The organism is Vibrio sp. 10N.261.55.A10 (genome assembly GCF_041470825.1).
Classification (GTDB): Bacteria; Pseudomonadota; Gammaproteobacteria; order Enterobacterales; family Vibrionaceae; genus Vibrio; species Vibrio crassostreae_C.
The window spans coordinates 91,103-108,423 of record NZ_JBFRNC010000011.1 but is presented as its reverse complement, the minus strand read 5'-3'; the positions used below and the strand labels follow the sequence as shown (position 1 = coordinate 108,423).

Sequence of the window (17,321 nt, the reverse complement as noted above, 5' to 3'; positions counted from 1 at the left end):
ATCTGCGATTAATCAACTCAAACTGGCAAATGTTATTACTGGTAAGCCTTTCGTTACTGATAAAAGTTACGAATGAATCCAAGTGTCTTTTCGCACTCTTCGCGGTTACCAATACTAATACGAACACAGTCTTCAATAGGTGAATTACGCAAAATAATGCCCGTATCCCAAGCCGCTTTAAATAACTCATCGCCGTTCGGGAATTTCACCAGTAAGTAGTTACCCCAGCCATCAAAAACCGTCACTTGAGGCATACCTAATAGACCCGCCTGCAAATACGCTCGGTTAGCACTTAAATCTAGAACTTGGAACTTAGCTCGCGCTAGCCCTTGCTCTGAGAGAGCTTGAACGGCAATGTCAGCAACAGGGATTGGCACAGGATAAGGAGCGATCACTTTCAACAGTACATCGATAAGCTCTTTATTCGCTAGCGTAAAGCCACAACGTAAGCCCGCCAAAGCAAAGGCCTTCGACAAGGTGCGCAGAATCGCTAGGTTTGGATATTGCTCAAGTAAATCAACGGTTGACGCTTCTGGGCAGAAGTCGATGTACGCTTCATCCATCACCACAATTGCTTTATCTTGAGTCATCTCAAGTAACTTGATGATGTCTTTGCGTTCAACCAAATTACCAGTCGGGTTATTTGGGCTACAAACAAACACCACTTTCACGTTGTCTAACTGAGCTTCAATCGCTGGAAGATCGAGTTGCCATTCAGCAGTTAGAGGTACAACTTTGCGCTCAACACCAATCGTCTCAGCGCTAATCGCGTACATACCATAGGTTGGTGGGCAGTAAAGAATAGCGTCTTCGTTCGGCTCACAAAAAGCACGAATCAGCAGTTCAATACCTTCATCGGCACCACGTGTTGTCAGAGTTTGATCTGATTTCACACCTGCATATTGAGCATAAGCATCAATCAACTCTTTAGGCTGACATTCGCTGTAGCGATTAAGACGAGACAAGCTTACGTTGTACTCGTTATCGAATGGGGATTCGTTGGCGTTTAACCAAACGTCACCCGTGCCGCCAATGCGTCTTGCAGACAAGTAAGGTGTAAGAGCCTGAACTTGTTTTCTCGCTAACTTTTCCATGCCCTGCCCTTATTTTGCTTGGTTTAACTTTTCAACTCGGATGGTCACAGCGCGTTTGTGTGCATCCAAGCCTTCGGCTTCCGCCATTGTTACTACAGTCGGAGCTAGACCTTTTAAGCCATCGGCTGTCAGTTCTTGCACCGTCATACGTTTAGAGAAATCGGCTAAACCAAGGCTAGAATACGTCTTTGTGTAACCGTAGGTCGGCAATACGTGGTTTGTACCAGAGGCATAATCACCTGCAGATTCTGGAGACCAGTCACCAAGGAAAATAGAGCCTGCATTATCTAGCAATGGCAGCAATTCTCGTGGATTCTTGGTTTGAACGATCAAGTGTTCAGGACCGTAGAAATTCGAAATCGCAATCGCTTGAGTGATCGATTCAGCAATGATGATTAAGCTTGAAGCCAATGCTTGCTGAGCGATGTTCGCACGAGACAGTTCTTTCAGTTGCTTTTGAACCGCTTCTGTTACTTGGTCTGCAACCACTGGAGATGGAGTTACCAATACTACTTGAGAGTCAGGCCCGTGTTCCGCTTGGCTCAACAAATCCGCTGCAATGAAGTCTGCATCAGCCGTTTCATCAGCAATCACTAACACTTCAGATGGGCCAGCTGGCATATCAATAGCTGCTCCGCGGAAGTCATTACTCACTTGGCGCTTTGCTTCCGTAACGTAGGCATTACCTGGGCCGAAGATCTTATCGACTTTAGCCACACTCTCGGTACCGTAAGCCATTGCTGCAACCGCTTGACCACCACCAACGTTGTAAACTTCGTCGATCTTACAAAGCTTAGCGACATACAAGATTTCATCAGCGATTGGCGGAGGTGAACAAAGCACAACCTTACGACAACCTGCGATTTGAGCAGGAACACCTAACATAAGAACCGTTGACGGTAGTGGCGCACTGCCACCGGGAATATAAAGGCCAACAGTATTAATCGCGCGCGTCACTTGCTCACACACAACACCAGGCTGTGTCTCAACCTTAATTGGCTGCGGCTTTTGAGCTTCGTGAAACTTAGCAATGTTGCTATAAGCTTGCTCTAACGCTTGCTTCATCTCTGGTGTTAGACGAGCACACGCCTCTTCAATCTCACCCGAACTGACTCGGATAGATTCTGGAGTTACACCATCAAACTTTGCAGTCAGCTTTTTAAGCGCGGCATCGCCTTCATTTCGTACTTTTGCAATAACATCAGAAACAGTCGCTGTGATGTTTGCACCTTCAGTAATAGCTGGACGCTCTAATACCGAGTCTTGCTGTGATTCACTTAAAGATTGCCAAACAACGGTTCTCATCGTCACTACCCCATCATTTTTTCGATTGGTAATACTAGAATCGAGCTTGCACCCAACTCTTTCAGCTGTTCCATTGTTTCCCAGAACAAGTTCTCTGTACTTACTAGGTGCACGGCAACTTTGTCTTTGTCTGTAGATAGAGGAAGAACCGTTGGATCTTCAGCACCAGGCAGTAATGCTTTGATTTGCTCTAGTTGAGAGGTTGGCGCGTGAAGCATGATGTACTTCGACTCTTTCGCTTGTTGAACACCCTGCATACGAGTCAGTAGTTTTTCAATCAGTGCGGTCTTGTCTGCGTCGAAGTCGCCAACACGTTGAATCAGTGTTGCTTTCGATTGGAAGATAGCTTCTGCTTCTTTTAGGCCGTTCGCTTCAAGCGTTGCACCTGTAGAAACTAAATCAGCGATAGCGTCTGCAAGGCCAGCGCGAGGCGCGACTTCAACCGAACCTGTTAGCATACAAGTGCTGAACTCAACACCCTGCTCGTCCATGTAGGCTTTAAGTAGTTGTGGGTAGGTTGTCGCAATACGTTTGCCCGCTAAGTCTTGTGGGCCGTTGTATTCTTCGTCTTTATTAATAGCGATTGAAAGGCGGCAACCACCGAAGTCTAAACGACGTAGTGTGCGGAACTCTGAAGGCTCTTTAAGAGCAACACGATCTAGACGAACTTCTTCTAGTTCATTTTCACCGATGAAACCAAGGTCAACTACACCATCCATGATAAGACCTGGGATGTCGTCATCACGAACGAGTAACAAGTCGATTGGCATATTTAGTGAGTGAACCACTAGGCGCTCACCCATGATATTAAATTTAACACCACATTTTTTAAGTAGGTCTTGGCACTCTTTACTTAAGCGACCTTTCTTTTGAATTGCGATTCTTAGGCGTTGTGTCTGCATTGCTGTATCCCTGTGCAAATATTTGAATTTATTGATTATTTAAAAGCGCTAAAACTAAAAAACCCTCGGGGACTTTATCATCCCGAGGGTTTAAATCTAAATTCTTTTGACTTAACCTCCGGGAGTAATCTTGCTCCCGGGTATACGTAAATCTCCCCGAAAGACTAGATAGGGTGATGATGGTGATGAATGTTCATTACTAATTTACGCATACTTATCAGCTCTTAGGTTGTTTGCTGTCTTGTCTCCACACTAACTAAGCTGACATCCTTTTTCAACCATTTATTCGAACTTTTTTCACGAAACTTAAAATTAAATTAACAGGCACAAAAAAGGGAGGCAAACGCCTCCCTGATAGTTTACTGATTAACTTTCAATTTTAGCTTTTGCACGTCGCCATTTTGCAGCGAGAGAAGTAAGCCAATGCAAAACATACAGCAACAAACGTTAGAGACGCTGCGCCAAATGCGATGCCAATTGAAGATGTCATACCCAGAGTGATGAAACCAATGCACGATACGAACGCTACAGACAACGCGTATGGAAGCTGAGTCGAGACGTGGTCGATGTGGTTACAACGAGCACCAGTAGAAGACAGAATCGTCGTATCTGAGATTGGAGAACAGTGGTCACCAAATACTGCACCCGCTAGAACCGCACTTAGCATTGGAAGAATCAGTGCGATATCCGATGCTGCAGCCATATCACCCGCGATTGGTAGCATGATACCGAACGTACCCCAAGATGTACCTGTAGAGAACGCCATAACGCCCGCTAGAAGGAACAACATAACCGGTAACCAGTGGTAATCAATGCTGCCTGTTACTAGAGACGATAGGTAAGAACCCGTTTTCATGTCGCCGATAACAGAACCGATAGTCCATGCAAACACAAGAATCAGAATCGCGCCAAACATAGAGCTAGCACCGATCCACATTGTTCTTGCGATATCAGTCATAGATAGCTTTTGCTTGAATACTGTCGCTAGTGCTACTAGTAAGCCAATAACACCACCGTAAACAAGAGACTTACCTACATCCGTGTTTTCGAATGCGCCTAGAAGGTTGAATGCTTGGCCATCAGCAGCCAGCGCTTGGCCGCCTGTGTAAAGCATTGCAGCCACTGTCGCTACAATTAGCGATACGATTGGCATAACAAGATCAGAAACTGAACCGTTTTCGCTCTCTTCGATATCTAACTCTTCGTTTAGATCGTGAGCTTGCTTTTGATCGTTGTCACCTTCAAAGCCACGGCCTTGAGATGCTTCGATCTCATGCTCACGCATCTTACCAACGTCTAGACCGAACCATGCTACTGCGAACACCATTAGTAGTGCGAATACAGCGTAGAAGTTCATTGGAATAAGACGAACGTAAGCACCCAGTGCAGAATACTCTGTCACACCGTGTGTCACTAAGATGCCACCAATGATCGTGATGATGTAAGCACCCCAGCTAGAAGCAGGCATGATCACACACATAGGAGCAGCAGTTGAATCTAGGATATAAGCAAGCTTAGCGCGAGATACATAGAAGCGGTCTGTTACAGGACGAGAGATAGCACCAACCGCTAGGCTGTTAAAGTAGTCATCAACAAAGATGAATACACCTAAGAAAGCAGCAAGTAGTTTTGAACCACGTTTGCTCTTAACGCGAGACTGTGCCCACTCCGCGAATGCGCGAGTACCGCCAGACAGTGTTAATAATGCCGTTGTCATTCCAAGAATAATTAGGAATGCAATGATGCTCATGTTCCAAGTGTTGATGCCACCATCTTCGATGAAAACACCAGATGCTTTAGTAAACACGTAGCTAGCTGCGTTACCTACTGAGTAATCAGCAAGTAGAATCGCACCCATGATGATACCAACACCCAAAGAAACCAATACACGGCGGGTAACAATAGCAAGGCTCAAAGCCACAAGGGGCGGAAGCAAAGATAAAGGTGATGTTGCAAAATCTATTAAATTCATGATCTTCAAAAACCAGTTTTTTATTTGGCTAGAGATCTACTGCAGACAAACTTGATACGGCTGACCAAGCTCATGTTGAACTAAGCGAAAGGGAAGTGAACACTTCACCCAACCCTACAGTAGCGCTCCATAGTTTAAAATTAAGACTATGGCAGTGTTGTACCTATTGAGCACAACCCCAGCAAATTGCTTAGATATACAATTTACTTCGGCAATTACACCTTTCATTCCCGTTCATTGGCATCACCCCAACGGAAGTTACTTTTTATAATTGCACCTCTACGTGCGATAACATTATTAACCGTGTAAACCAGAGTTTAACAACAAATTAACCAACACCTCGCATCAGGTAGCCGCAATTGTACTCATCAAGAGCAACAATGCAACATATCATTCCGAGAAAAATAGCTTTTTGTTAATGAACTAATCAATAGAAGAATAGTCTACATAAGTTGACTACTCCACCTGTCACATATCATTTTTTAAGATATTCTTAATAATTATTATAAATTCAATAGAAATACTGCTCTGAATTTTCAACTATTCATCTCACTTTTATATTTAAATATGTAATAGAAGAAATACTATTTGTTTTATTCCTAGGCTCTGTTTATTATTAGGAAGATTATTTAGTTTACCTTGATGGAAAATATCATGTCTGAATTAACAAAAACTCTATTAAATATCCGCAGCCTTCGTGCGTTCTCACGTGAATTAACTCTTGAGCAACTTGAAGAAGCGCTAGACAAGCTGACTATTGTTGTACAAGAGCGTCAAGAGTCTGAAGCTGAAGAGCGTGCTGCTAAAGCAGAGCAAGAAGCTAAGCTTTCTGCTATTGCTGAACAAATTGCAAAAGACGGAATTGATGTTGCCGATCTTATTGCTGCACTTTCTGGTGAAGCAAAATCTAAAACAACAAAAGCTAAACGCGCTCCTCGCCCAGCGAAATACAAATACGTAGACGCAAACGGCGACGAGAAGACTTGGACAGGTCAAGGCCGTACGCCTTCAGCTATCCAAGAACAGCTAGATGCTGGTAAATCTCTAGAAGAGTTTGCTATCTAAACATTTAGTTTACTTAGTGAGTAATCAATTACACGCTAAGCGATAGAATTAATATTTAAGTCGACCAAAGTATTATTTACGACTTCAATATATTCAGAAACAAAAAAGGCTCCTTTCGGAGCCTTTTTTATATTTGTACTATCAGTATTAGAAACCAACTGATACTGATAGTACTACTGATTAAAGAAAGTAATTTATCTTTCCCAGTACGCTTCTTCTAGGCTATCTTCTCTTTCAGGAAGGCCACGAGATAAACGTGGAGAGTGTTGAACCAACACTTCATAGCTAGCACGGTTAGAATATTTACAAACTTGTGAGAACGAAGAGTACGTCAAGAATGAATGTTGGTGTTTACTTGAGTTTGGCACGTTTTCTTTGTGGTACTTATTAGCAGCCATATCATGTAATAAAGCTGATAACGCAGCATCACCTGCACCATTGGTATTTTTGATCTTTTCTGGTCCACCCATGTATGGCGCAATGTGCGAATACACTTTAGTTGGGTTTTCACATAAATCTTTATGCGCAGGACGGCTAAATTCAAAACGGTTGAATTCCGCAATTGAACCTGGAAGTAAAGGCAGTGACGTTTCACGCTTAGCTGCATCTTCTGTATAACCAGCCATAAATAGGCCAACAGGTCCCGCAGTACATAGAACAAGGTCTACCCAGTCTAGCGCTTTATCTGATGCAGCCAGTGGATCGCTTTCACCCGTTAACGCTTCAGCTTCGTCTTCATTCATTGCAACAACCGTTACGTGTTGCTCAAGGAAATCTTTCCAGAATTCTGGATCATCTTGAATAACGAACTTAGTACCTAGTGTAAGAACGACTGGCACATCGTATTTCTTCGCGTATTCGATCGCTTTCATTGTTGCTTCAGGCATCGGGTCGCCTGGCTTACAGCGAACTAAATAAGCCGTTAAAACTAAAGCAGAAGCACTTTTGAAGATTTTTTCAGGAATGCTTTCTGGTTTTAATTGGTTCATTTGTCCTTCGCTAATTGCGAAAGTACGTTCACCGTCTTCTGTAATTAATGCAAAGCAGCGACCAATTGCGCCATCTACCCCTTGTAAATGGTTCAGATCCATTCTGCTTGATGTATTACATAAATAGCGATAACCGTAACTACCAATCTTAATATCTTGGCTCATTACACCTAACAGTGTAGAACGGTCATCCGCTAGCACTGAATAGTTGTGTAATGTGTTACCAATTGTGCCACCAGCGTATTCATTGGTAATCAGGCACTGCTCTTTTAATTCTTGATACAAAGATTCAGCGGCTGCGTCGCCAATAACCAGTGAATGTCCCTTGCTCAAACCATACTTCTCAATAAGTTCAGAACTCACCTTTGCTTCAATATCCACCAATGTTTGGTCAATACCGATAATATGAGTGCGTGACATTCTTTTACTGCTTTGAGCTTGGCTCACTAGAGGATCACGAGCGTGAACCGGAAAGTAGTGCTTTGATTTACGTTGTCCAGGGAATTTCATAAGGCTAGTCTAAGTCAAGGGGAAATAGGTGGCGGATTCTACCGCGCTATATTTAACGCGGCAATCTTTCAAACTATAGCAAACGTTTGCTGAAGGTTTTTTTTATTCGCCTTCCATAAAGCTTAAATCAGGCAGCATGCCCAAATGCTCCGCGTAACGTTTTTGATTAAACTCCGCGCCGTTTTTCATAACGTCAAATACTTCAATTGCCAGTGCACATGCCATAGCCGCAATTGCTTCTTCACGTGGAGTGCCTGTCATCATTAAACGCATCAACGTCTCTTTCACTTTCACTGGTTCGCCATCTTCAAGCTGGTTCTCGATGATCTCAATCAGCTCTTCTTCTTGCATAAATTCATTTTGTTCAGACATTTTTTTATCTCAGGTCTTGGATTTCGAGCGACTATGCCACATATACTTCTGACATCCTAGCGACTCACCTCGCTCTCATGCGATTCTCTAACAAAGTCAGCGCACTATTTGTGCAAATGAAACTGTGATTCCGGTCTCGGATCTGTCACGGCGTTTCTCTTTCTGTTAGAATCTGCGACCAAGTAATAGTAACGGTGTTTAGACATGTCAGATATCAGCTCTGGAAACAGCGAAAAGAAAGTAATTGTCGGTATGTCCGGCGGTGTAGATTCGTCAGTATCGGCGTATCTTCTTCAGCAACAAGGCTATCAGGTAGAAGGCCTTTTCATGAAAAACTGGGAAGAAGACGATAACGAAGAATACTGCACGGCAGCTGAAGATCTTGCTGATGCTCAAGCGGTATGTGACAAACTAGGTATCCACCTTCACACTATCAACTTTGCTGCCGAATACTGGGACAACGTATTCGAATACTTCCTTGAAGAGTACAAAGCAGGTCGTACACCTAACCCAGATATTCTTTGTAACAAAGAAATCAAATTTAAAGCATTCTTAGAGTTTGCGGATGAAGTGCTAGACGCAGACTACATTGCGATGGGTCACTACGTTCGTCGTACTTTCCCAACTCAAGAAGAGCTTGATGCTGGCGTAAAACCAGAAATGCTACGCGGTCTAGACAGCAACAAAGACCAAAGTTATTTCCTATACACGCTAAGCTCAGATCAAGTGGCACGCAGCCTATTCCCTGTCGGTGAATTAGAGAAGCCAGAAGTGCGACGTATTGCTGAAGAGCAAGACTTGATCACAGCTAAGAAGAAAGATTCAACAGGCATCTGCTTTATCGGTGAGCGCAAGTTCACTGAGTTCCTAGGCAAATACCTACCAGCACAACCGGGTAACATCGAAACACCGGAAGGCCAAGTGATTGGTCAACACCAAGGTTTGATGTACCACACGCTAGGTCAGCGCAAAGGCCTTCATATCGGTGGCACTAAAGGTGGCGGCGGTAATGAAGAGCCATGGTTTGTTGGTGAAAAAGATCTCAAGCGTAATGTTTTGATCGCAGTACAAGGTAAAGACCACCCTCTTTTGAAATCAGAAGGTTTGATCGCTTCTCAGCTTCATTGGGTAAATCGCACACCAATTACTGAAGTTATGACATGCACGGTAAAAACACGTTACCGTCAGACTGATATTCCTTGTACAATCATCCCAATTGATGATGAGAACATTAAGGTTATTTTTGATGAACCACAGATTGCTGTGACCCCAGGTCAATCGGCAGTGTTCTACCTAGACGAAGTATGTCTTGGTGGCGGTATCATCGAAAAACGCATCTAACTAATCGAACGACAAACGATAGAAGACAACTAGGAGTTACTACGTGGCTAATACACTTTATGACCGTACTATTGCTTTCGCCGGAATTTGCCAAGCTGTGGCTTTGGTTCAACAAGTAGCGAAAGACGGCCATTGTGATAAAGATGCCTTCGAAGCTTCACTCAGTGCTATTTTAAATACCAACCCAGCGAATACAGTTGGCGTATTTGGACGTGAAGCGAACCTAAAGCTTGGCCTTGAGTGCTTAGTAAAAGGTATCGATAGTACTCCAGCTGGTAGCGACATTACTCGCTACATTATCAGCTTGATGGCTCTTGAGCGTAAGCTATCTTCTCGCAACGACTCTATGTCTCAGCTTGGTGATCGCATTCAAACTGCAGAGCGCCAAACTGAACACTTTGATCTGTTCGACGAGCAAATGATCAGCAACCTTGCGAGCATCTACCTTGATGTTGTGAGCCCAATAGGCCCTCGTATTCAGGTTTCTGGCACACCAGCTGTACTTCAACAAACCTCGAGCCAACATAAGGTTCGCGCACTGCTTCTATCAGGGATTCGAAGCGCTGTGTTATGGCGCCAGGTTGGTGGTAAACGCCGCCACCTTATCTTCGGTCGCAAGAAGATGATCGAGCAGGCTCAAATCCTACTAGCTCGAATGTGATTTATTAGCTCGCGCCTTGTCGCGAGCTTGTTTTTTGTATCAACACAACTCTCACGCAAACGATTGCGCAATGTGCGTGACAATTGAGATTGTTACTGGTATAAACCTCTCAAAATTTAGAAAACTCAATTCAGGAGAACACCATGGAACTGTCAGCATTGACTGCTGTTTCACCAGTAGACGGCCGTTACGGAAGTAAGACTATTGCATTACGCAGCATCTTTAGTGAGTTTGGACTACTAAAGTACCGCTCTATCGTTGAAATTCGTTGGTTACAAAAGCTTGCAGCTACTGATGCAATCAAGGAAGTACCAGCGTTCAGTGCAGAAGCTAACCAGTTTCTTGATGAACTAGCCGCTAACTTCAGCGAAGAAGACGCTCTGCGTATCAAAGAGATCGAGCGCACGACAAACCACGACGTAAAAGCGGTTGAGTACTTCTTGAAAGAGAAAGTTGCGGGCGTTCCTGAGCTTCACGCAGTTAACGAATTCATTCACTTTGCATGTACTTCTGAAGACATCAACAACACCTCTCACGCGCTTATGCTTAAAGAAGCTCGTGACACAGTGATTCTTCCAGAAATTCGTAACGTAATTGATGCTATCAAAGCACTTGCGAACGAGTACCGTGACATTCCTCTTCTTTCTCGTACACACGGTCAGCCAGCTTCTCCTTCTACTATGGGTAAAGAGATGGCTAACGTTGCGTACCGTATGGAACGTCAATACAAGCAAATCGAAAGCGTTGAGATCCTAGCGAAAATCAACGGCGCGGTAGGTAACTACAACGCACACCTTTCTGCATACCCAGAAGTTGAATGGCACCAGTTCTCTGAAGAGTTCATCACTGAATCTCTTGGCGTAACTTGGAACCCGTACACAACTCAAATCGAACCTCACGATTACATCGCTGAGCTATTCGACGCTGTTGCTCGTTTCAACACGATCCTTCTAGACTTCGACCGTGACGTTTGGGGCTACATCGCTCTTGGTCACTTCAAGCAGAAGACTATTGCTGGCGAAATCGGTTCTTCTACAATGCCGCATAAAGTTAACCCAATTGACTTCGAAAACTCTGAAGGCAACCTTGGTCTAGCTAACGCAGTATTTAGCCACCTTGCACAAAAACTTCCAGTTTCTCGCTGGCAACGTGACCTAACTGACTCTACGGTTCTTCGTAACCTAGGTGTTGGTGTTGGCTACGCAATCATTGCATACACTTCAACTCTGAAAGGTATTAGCAAGCTAGAAGTTAACCGTGAAGCGCTACTTGCTGAACTGGACAAGAACTGGGAAGTACTGGCTGAACCAGTACAAACAGTAATGCGTCGTTACGGTATCGAGAAGCCATACGAGAAGCTAAAAGAGCTAACTCGTGGTAAGCGTGTAGATGGCGAGGGCATGCGTGTATTCATCGACGGTCTTGAAATCCCTGCAGACGAGAAAGTTCGCCTGAAAGAGATGACACCAGCGAACTACATCGGTCAAGCAATCGAGCTGACTGACAAGCTGTAAGGTTCGAATTTCGAATCACAGAATAGACTAAGGCTTCCCATGTGGAAGCCTTTTTGTTGAGCGGAACAAAGTGTATTGAGCACAAGAGACGTCAGCAAAATAATACAAAGCAACCCAGTATCATTACCCTACTCATCTCAATCCGTGCGATATCAACCAATCAATATCGTAATGCTTCATCACCAGTAACCCTCTATCGCCAGACACCTATTCCTCGAATACTTACTGTCTTAGATGCCAAGATCAAAAAAGACCTCCCGAAGGAAGCCTTTCAAATGTATCTTGTCGATTAGCGACTGAAGAATACGTAGCGATTACATGTTACGTAGAGAAGCAATACGCTTGTCTAGCGGCGGGTGGCTCATTAGAAGCTCTGTTAGAGACTTCTTACCGTTGATACCAAATGCCATCATAGAACCTTCTAGTTGTGGCTCATGGCTCACCTTTAGGCGCTCTAGCGCTGCAATCATCTTCTCTTTACCTACTAGGTTCGCTGCACCTGCATCGGCATGGAATTCACGATGACGGCTGTACCACATCGTAATGAAGCTTGCTAAGAAACCAAATACCAATTCCAACACCATAGACACACCGAAGTACACCATCATGTTGCTGCCACCCTCTTCTTCGTTGTCATTCGACGCAACAATGTTGGCGATAAAACGAGATAGGAAGATAACGAACGTGTTCACTACACCTTGCATTAACGTCATGGTCACCATATCACCGTTCGCGATGTGGCTAACTTCATGCGCTAATACCGCTTCAGCTTCGTCACGTGTCATGTTGTGCAGAAGGCCTGTTGATACCGCTACCAATGAATCGTCACGCTTAGCACCTGTTGCGAATGCGTTGATGTCTGGCGAATCGTAGATCGCCACTGTTGGCATACCAATACCAACTTGTTGAGCTTGACGGCTTACCGTCTCCATCAACCAATGTTCTGTTTCGTTACGTGGGCTTTCAATGACCATGCCGCCTACCGAGCGTAGCGCCATTTTCTTCGACATCATTAATGAAATGAATGAGCCGCCAAAACCAAATACCGCAGCCATCACCAATAAACCTGAGAGGCTACCGGGTTGCATACCTGTAACTGCGTATACAACATTAAGAACAACACTTAGTACCAATACAACCGCTAGGTTAGTTGCAAGGAACAACATTACTCGCTTCATTACTTATCTCCGCATGAAAGCTGTTTTTATAAAACTTATTGTTATAGACAAGGCAGACAGCAATAGTTTCAACCTTGAAGACTTATACTTACTTATACATATAGTCTTAGATTAAGAAAACAAGGTTAAGCATTAAATTGCAACATTTGATTACGAGACCATATCCGAATTAAATCCACTCTATTAGACCTAAGTCGTATGGTGTCGATATAACAATCCGTTTACAGTGACTTCAGATGATTTATTGGCTAGTCCATGTACAAAAAGGAAAGGATCATGGTTGAAGGTACTAACACTCAAATGGCTATCGATTTACTGTGCTGTCACCTAGGGATTACTGAAGAAGAAGCGAAAAAGCAGGTTGGAATCCTAACACCGCAAACGGCACAGACAAAAATCACAGAAACTCAGCAAGCTTTAATGGGACTGACTAAAGAACATTAGTTCTAAGCTTGTTTATTAAAAGACCGGTTGTTTATCAACTCAAGGTCTAAAGGCTTAAAATAGCAAAAGGGCTGCAATCGCAGCCCTTTTCTTATTTAGTACATAACGTGGTAATTAAAGCGCAAGCAAAGGCTGCACATCAATGTACTTACCAATGTTTTTAGACTTCGCTTTTGGGACGTAAGGGATTTCACCTAACTTAGGTGCACCTAACTTATCTTCAAGCATCGCAATAATATCTGCGTAGTGCTCAGTACCTGGATTGATACGGTTTGCGACCCAACCTACTAGGTTTAGGCCATCAGCACGAATCGCTTCTGCCGTTAATAGAGCGTGGCTCAAACAACCAAGTTTAATACCCACAGTCAGTACCACTGGCAGTTGCTCTTTTTTAACCCAGCTAGAAAGATATTCATCGTCTGAAACCGGGACTCGCCAACCACCAGCACCTTCAACTAACACGATGTCAGAGTTTTTCTTATGCTCTTCTAGCTTCGCTGATAATACCGCCTCATCAATTACAACACCATCATGCTTAGCAGCGATGTGAGGCGATGATGGTAGCAACAACGCGTATGGATTGACGTCTTCGTAAGCAATATCTTGCGTCGCCGCTTCTTGAAGATGCAGTGCATCACTATTACGTAGTCCTTCAGGGGATTTTTCACTCCCTGCAGCAACTGGCTTGTAACCAATTGTTGATAAATCTTGTGCGGCCAAAGCTTGAAGAATCGCTTTTGAAACCACAGTTTTTCCCACTTCGGTATCCGTACCTGCAATGAATAATGCATCAATCATAATTGAATAACCCCTAAACAAACTTGATATGTTGCTGGTAAGAAACCTTGATGGTTCTTAAACTCTCGATATTCCCGATCAACAAGCTGCAACATGCGACGACTTGTTAAACCTTGTGAGCGACCACTTACGTGATTAGCGCCGATACCTTTAAGGTCGCGCATCAGTTCAAACGCAGTGTCGTACCAAACGGTGATGGTGGGCAAGTCTAGTTGATGAACGGTACAGCTAGATTGCGCTAACGCAATTTTTACCTTATTGATTGTAATAAAATGGTTAACGTGTTGATGTGCGTCAATTTTTGACCACGACTTTTTCAGTTCAAACAGCGACCCATCAAGCAAAGTTGAGAAAATAACACGCCCACCAGCCGCTGTAACACGCTTCATCTCTCTCAAAGGCGACGACAAATCGTCACACCATTGCAACGCAAGGCTAGAGAAAACGATGTCAAAGCACCCATCTTCAAACGGCAATTGTTCGGCATCGGCTTGTTGATATAAAGATACAGATGCACCACACCGCTTCTCTGCTGTTGCTAGCATTCCAACAGAAAGATCAGCGCAAACCACTTCGGCGCCTCGTTTTACAAGTTGCTCGGAGAAATAGCCAGTACCACAACCTAGATCCAGCACCTTAAAGCCTGACAGATCGCTGGGTAATTTATCCAGTAATCGGTGGCCAACATCGCGTTGAAATTCAGCGTGTTTGTCATAGGTTGTTGCCGCTTTGCCGAAAGCTTCGGCAATCGCATTCTTATCTTGGCCTACGTAATTATGCACGACTGCTTCTTGTGACATTTACTGAGCCTCATTATTTATTTCGATGTGAGTTTCACTATTCGATTCAAAGCTTGATTCAAGATTTGTTTCCACTGCTTGACGTAACGAACGGGTTAACTGAAGAATCTGCTTCTGACTATGGTTAGCTGTTAACGTGATTCGTAATCGAGCAGTTCCAGCAGGTATGGCTGGCGGCCTTATTGCGGTCACCCAAACTTGGTTTTGCTTTAACTCTTCAGCTATTGATAATGCCGCTTGTGCTTCACCTATCACAAATGGCTTAATCGGAGTCTGAGTATCCACAAAGCCTTTCAAGCCGCTCACCTGCTCTGCATAGAGAGACCCTAACTCAGTCAGCTTTTCTCGGCGCCACTCTTGAGTTTGAGTCATCTTACAGGCATGAGATAAAGCCACCGCTTGTGAAGGTGGCATCGCCGTCGAGTACACATGATGACGAGCAAACTGAGTTAAGTAATCACCCACTTCTGACGAACAAAGAATCGCAGCACCAGAAACGCCAAATGCTTTGCCAAAGGTCACCACCAAAATATCGGGGGAGATTTGTGCTGCACTGCAACTCCCAGCTCCTTTATCACCTAATACGCCGATACCGTGGGCATCATCAACCGCCAACCAACTGTCGTATTGATGAGTCAGGTTAGATATCTGGCTGAGAGGCGCTTGATCGCCGTCCATGCTGAATACGCCCTCAGTGACGACCAAGGATTGTAGAGATCGGCTTAATAGAGACTCTAGATGCTGCGTGTCGTTGTGTTTAAAGCGTTTCATGGTTGCATGAGAAAGCATCCCCGCTTCCATCAAAGAGGCGTGATTAAGCTTGTCTTGCAGCAGAGAGTCGTCTTTTTCGAGCAGAGAAAACAACAAGGCTTGGTTCGCACTGAAACCAGAACTAAAGAGAATCGCACGTTCAAAGCCCAACCATTCACACAGCTGAGCTTCTAAATTTCTATGAGCAGGACTAAAACCCGTGACCAATGGCGATGCCGCACTGCCAGCACCATAAAGGGAAAGCCCAGCTTGCCACGCCTCCACCAATTCAGGGTCGTTCGCCAAGCCTAGGTAATCATTACTCGAAAAATTAATAAAGCGAGAACCTTCGCAATTAAGCAAAGGACCATTACTGTTTTCGAGCACTTTAAGTTGACGAGTTAGCCCCTGCTCACGGCGTTGAACAAGGGCATCTTTGATACGGGATTTAAACAGTGGCATCGTAGAACATGTCATCTTTCGTTGGACGAGCAGCAACGCGCTCCACTACTTGATCTAACAGTTCGTTTTCTTGAATTTCATCAGGCTTCTGAGCCACTTGTTGGCTGTTGATGCCTAACTTCTTAAACAGCTGCATGTCCGTGTCTTCATCTGGGTTTGGCGTAGTCAGTAGCTTACAACCGTAGAAGATAGAGTTCGCGCCAGCCATGAAGCACATCGCCTGCATCTGTTCATTCATATTCTCGCGACCTGCAGATAGACGAACCGCTGACATTGGCATCATGATACGAGCAATCGCAATCAACTTAATGAAGTCAAAAGATTCAACATCATCGACGTTTTCCATCGGTGTGCCTTTCACTTTCACGAGCATGTTGATTGGCACACTCTCAGGGTGTACCGGAAGGTTCGCTAGCTCTACCAGCAGGCCTGCACGGTCATTGGTACTTTCGCCCATACCAATAATGCCACCAGAACAGATCTTCATACCGGCATCACGTACGTGAGATAGCGTATCTAAACGATCTTGGTAAGTACGAGTGGTGATGATGCTGCCGTAAAATTCTGGAGACGTATCAAGGTTATGGTTGTAGTAGTCCAAACCTGCGTCGGCTAGCTCGCCTGCTTGATCCGGCGTTAACATGCCCAATGTCATACAGGTTTCTAGACCCATGCCTTTCACACCTTTGATCATATCAGTTAGGTGAGGCATATCGCGCTCTTTCGGGTTTTTCCATGCCGCGCCCATACAGAAGCGAGTTGAGCCCGCATTCTTGGCTTTTTGCGCCGCATCCAAAACACGCTCAACTTCCATTAAGCGTTCTTTGTCGACATCCGTTCGGTAGTGAGCACTTTGAGGGCAATACTTACAATCTTCAGGACAAGCACCTGTCTTTATCGATAAAAGCGTACTCACTTGCACGTGGTTGTGCTCTTGGTACTGTCTATGAACCACTTGAGCTTCAAACATTAAATCCATAAACGGTTTTTCAAGCAGCGCTGTTACTTCAGCAACTGTCCAGTCATGACGAACTTCCACGTGTCGATCCTTTTTTATTATTTGATGTTTCATCTCTATCAATAGAGATTGCATTTATGCTTGGCTAGTCTACCGACAAGCTTTAGACTGTCAACACATTGATAATATCAAAAGTTTACATCTGG

Annotated in this window: 16 protein-coding genes, 1 riboswitch and 1 other annotated feature; of the genes, 5 read left to right on the top strand and 11 right to left on the bottom strand. The window is 44.3% G+C overall.

Annotated elements, in window-relative coordinates; genetic code table 11:
- Positions 1–53: 53 nt before the first annotated feature.
- The 4 genes from hisC to AB4274_RS03510 all read right to left on the bottom strand — a co-directional run bounded on the left by hisC (position 54) and on the right by AB4274_RS03510 (position 5,273).
- Positions 54–1,094: a histidinol-phosphate transaminase gene (gene hisC, locus AB4274_RS03525; protein ID WP_372111011.1), complete on the bottom strand. Its 1,041-nt coding sequence runs from the start codon at positions 1,092–1,094 to the stop codon at positions 54–56.
- Positions 1,095–1,103: 9 nt separating this feature from the next.
- Positions 1,104–2,405: a histidinol dehydrogenase gene (gene hisD, locus AB4274_RS03520; RefSeq protein ID WP_372111010.1), complete on the bottom strand. Its 1,302-nt coding sequence runs from the start codon at positions 2,403–2,405 to the stop codon at positions 1,104–1,106.
- A complete protein-coding gene (gene hisG / locus AB4274_RS03515) occupies positions 2,405–3,301 on the bottom strand; it encodes an ATP phosphoribosyltransferase (protein WP_017060264.1) in 897 nt (298 codons plus the stop codon). Before hisG ends, hisD begins: the two co-directional genes overlap by 1 nt.
- Positions 3,302–3,354: 53 nt before the next feature.
- Positions 3,355–3,490: a sequence feature (His leader region), on the bottom strand.
- Positions 3,491–3,680: 190 nt separating this feature from the next.
- Positions 3,681–5,273, bottom strand: coding sequence for a Na+/H+ antiporter NhaC family protein (locus AB4274_RS03510; protein ID WP_017060263.1), 1,593 nt, complete (start codon positions 5,271–5,273; stop codon positions 3,681–3,683).
- Positions 5,274–5,385: 112 nt separating this feature from the next.
- Positions 5,386–5,563, bottom strand: a riboswitch (Lysine riboswitch).
- A 364-nt stretch (positions 5,564–5,927) separates the two neighbouring features.
- Here AB4274_RS03510 and AB4274_RS03505 point away from each other — a divergent pair.
- Positions 5,928–6,338 carry an H-NS family nucleoid-associated regulatory protein gene (locus AB4274_RS03505; protein WP_017060262.1) on the top strand — a complete coding sequence of 137 codons (411 nt, stop codon included), beginning with the start codon at positions 5,928–5,930 and terminating at the stop codon, positions 6,336–6,338.
- Between the two features lie 194 nt (positions 6,339–6,532).
- On the opposite strand, the gene AB4274_RS03500 is transcribed toward AB4274_RS03505, so the two are convergent.
- A complete protein-coding gene (locus AB4274_RS03500; RefSeq protein ID WP_017060261.1) occupies positions 6,533–7,837 on the bottom strand; it encodes an inosine/guanosine kinase in 1,305 nt (434 codons plus the stop codon).
- Between the two features lie 102 nt (positions 7,838–7,939).
- On the bottom strand, positions 7,940–8,209 hold the full coding sequence (locus AB4274_RS03495; protein WP_010439986.1) for a hypothetical protein: 270 nt from the start codon (positions 8,207–8,209) through the stop codon (positions 7,940–7,942).
- A gap of 204 nt (positions 8,210–8,413) precedes the next feature.
- On the opposite strand from AB4274_RS03495, the gene mnmA reads away from it, so the two are divergent.
- The 3 genes from mnmA to purB all read left to right on the top strand — a co-directional run bounded on the left by mnmA (position 8,414) and on the right by purB (position 11,725).
- Positions 8,414–9,550 (top strand): tRNA 2-thiouridine(34) synthase MnmA, encoded by a 1,137-nt coding sequence (mnmA, locus tag AB4274_RS03490; protein WP_017068076.1) that lies wholly within the window; start codon positions 8,414–8,416, stop codon positions 9,548–9,550.
- Between the two features lie 43 nt (positions 9,551–9,593).
- Positions 9,594–10,211: a high frequency lysogenization protein HflD gene (hflD, locus tag AB4274_RS03485; protein ID WP_009848813.1), complete on the top strand. Its 618-nt coding sequence runs from the start codon at positions 9,594–9,596 to the stop codon at positions 10,209–10,211.
- Positions 10,212–10,354: 143 nt separating this feature from the next.
- Positions 10,355–11,725, top strand: coding sequence for an adenylosuccinate lyase (gene purB / locus AB4274_RS03480; RefSeq protein ID WP_372111007.1), 1,371 nt, complete (start codon positions 10,355–10,357; stop codon positions 11,723–11,725).
- Between the two features lie 314 nt (positions 11,726–12,039).
- On the opposite strand, the gene htpX is transcribed toward purB, so the two are convergent.
- Positions 12,040–12,903, bottom strand: a complete 864-nt coding sequence (gene htpX / locus AB4274_RS03475; protein ID WP_372055086.1) for a protease HtpX — start codon at positions 12,901–12,903, stop codon at positions 12,040–12,042.
- A gap of 276 nt (positions 12,904–13,179) precedes the next feature.
- Between htpX and AB4274_RS03470 the strand changes: the two genes are divergently transcribed.
- The gene (locus AB4274_RS03470; protein ID WP_017060256.1) at positions 13,180–13,347 is read left to right on the top strand and encodes a hypothetical protein; all 168 of its coding nucleotides are present in this window, start codon (positions 13,180–13,182) and stop codon (positions 13,345–13,347) included.
- Between the two features lie 114 nt (positions 13,348–13,461).
- Here AB4274_RS03470 and bioD read toward each other — a convergent pair whose 3' ends face one another.
- The 4 genes from bioD to bioB are packed head-to-tail and all read right to left on the bottom strand — an operon-like array spanning position 13,462 to position 17,196.
- A complete protein-coding gene (gene bioD, locus AB4274_RS03465; RefSeq protein ID WP_017060255.1) occupies positions 13,462–14,145 on the bottom strand; it encodes a dethiobiotin synthase in 684 nt (227 codons plus the stop codon).
- On the bottom strand, positions 14,142–14,945 hold the full coding sequence (bioC, locus tag AB4274_RS03460; protein ID WP_372051731.1) for a malonyl-ACP O-methyltransferase BioC: 804 nt from the start codon (positions 14,943–14,945) through the stop codon (positions 14,142–14,144). The genes bioD and bioC overlap by 4 nt, the downstream gene beginning before the upstream one ends.
- On the bottom strand, positions 14,946–16,157 hold the full coding sequence (bioF, locus tag AB4274_RS03455) for an 8-amino-7-oxononanoate synthase (protein ID WP_372111078.1): 1,212 nt from the start codon (positions 16,155–16,157) through the stop codon (positions 14,946–14,948).
- A complete protein-coding gene (bioB, locus tag AB4274_RS03450; protein ID WP_016792500.1) occupies positions 16,144–17,196 on the bottom strand; it encodes a biotin synthase BioB in 1,053 nt (350 codons plus the stop codon). The genes bioF and bioB overlap by 14 nt, the downstream gene beginning before the upstream one ends.
- Positions 17,197–17,321: the final 125 nt, after the last annotated feature.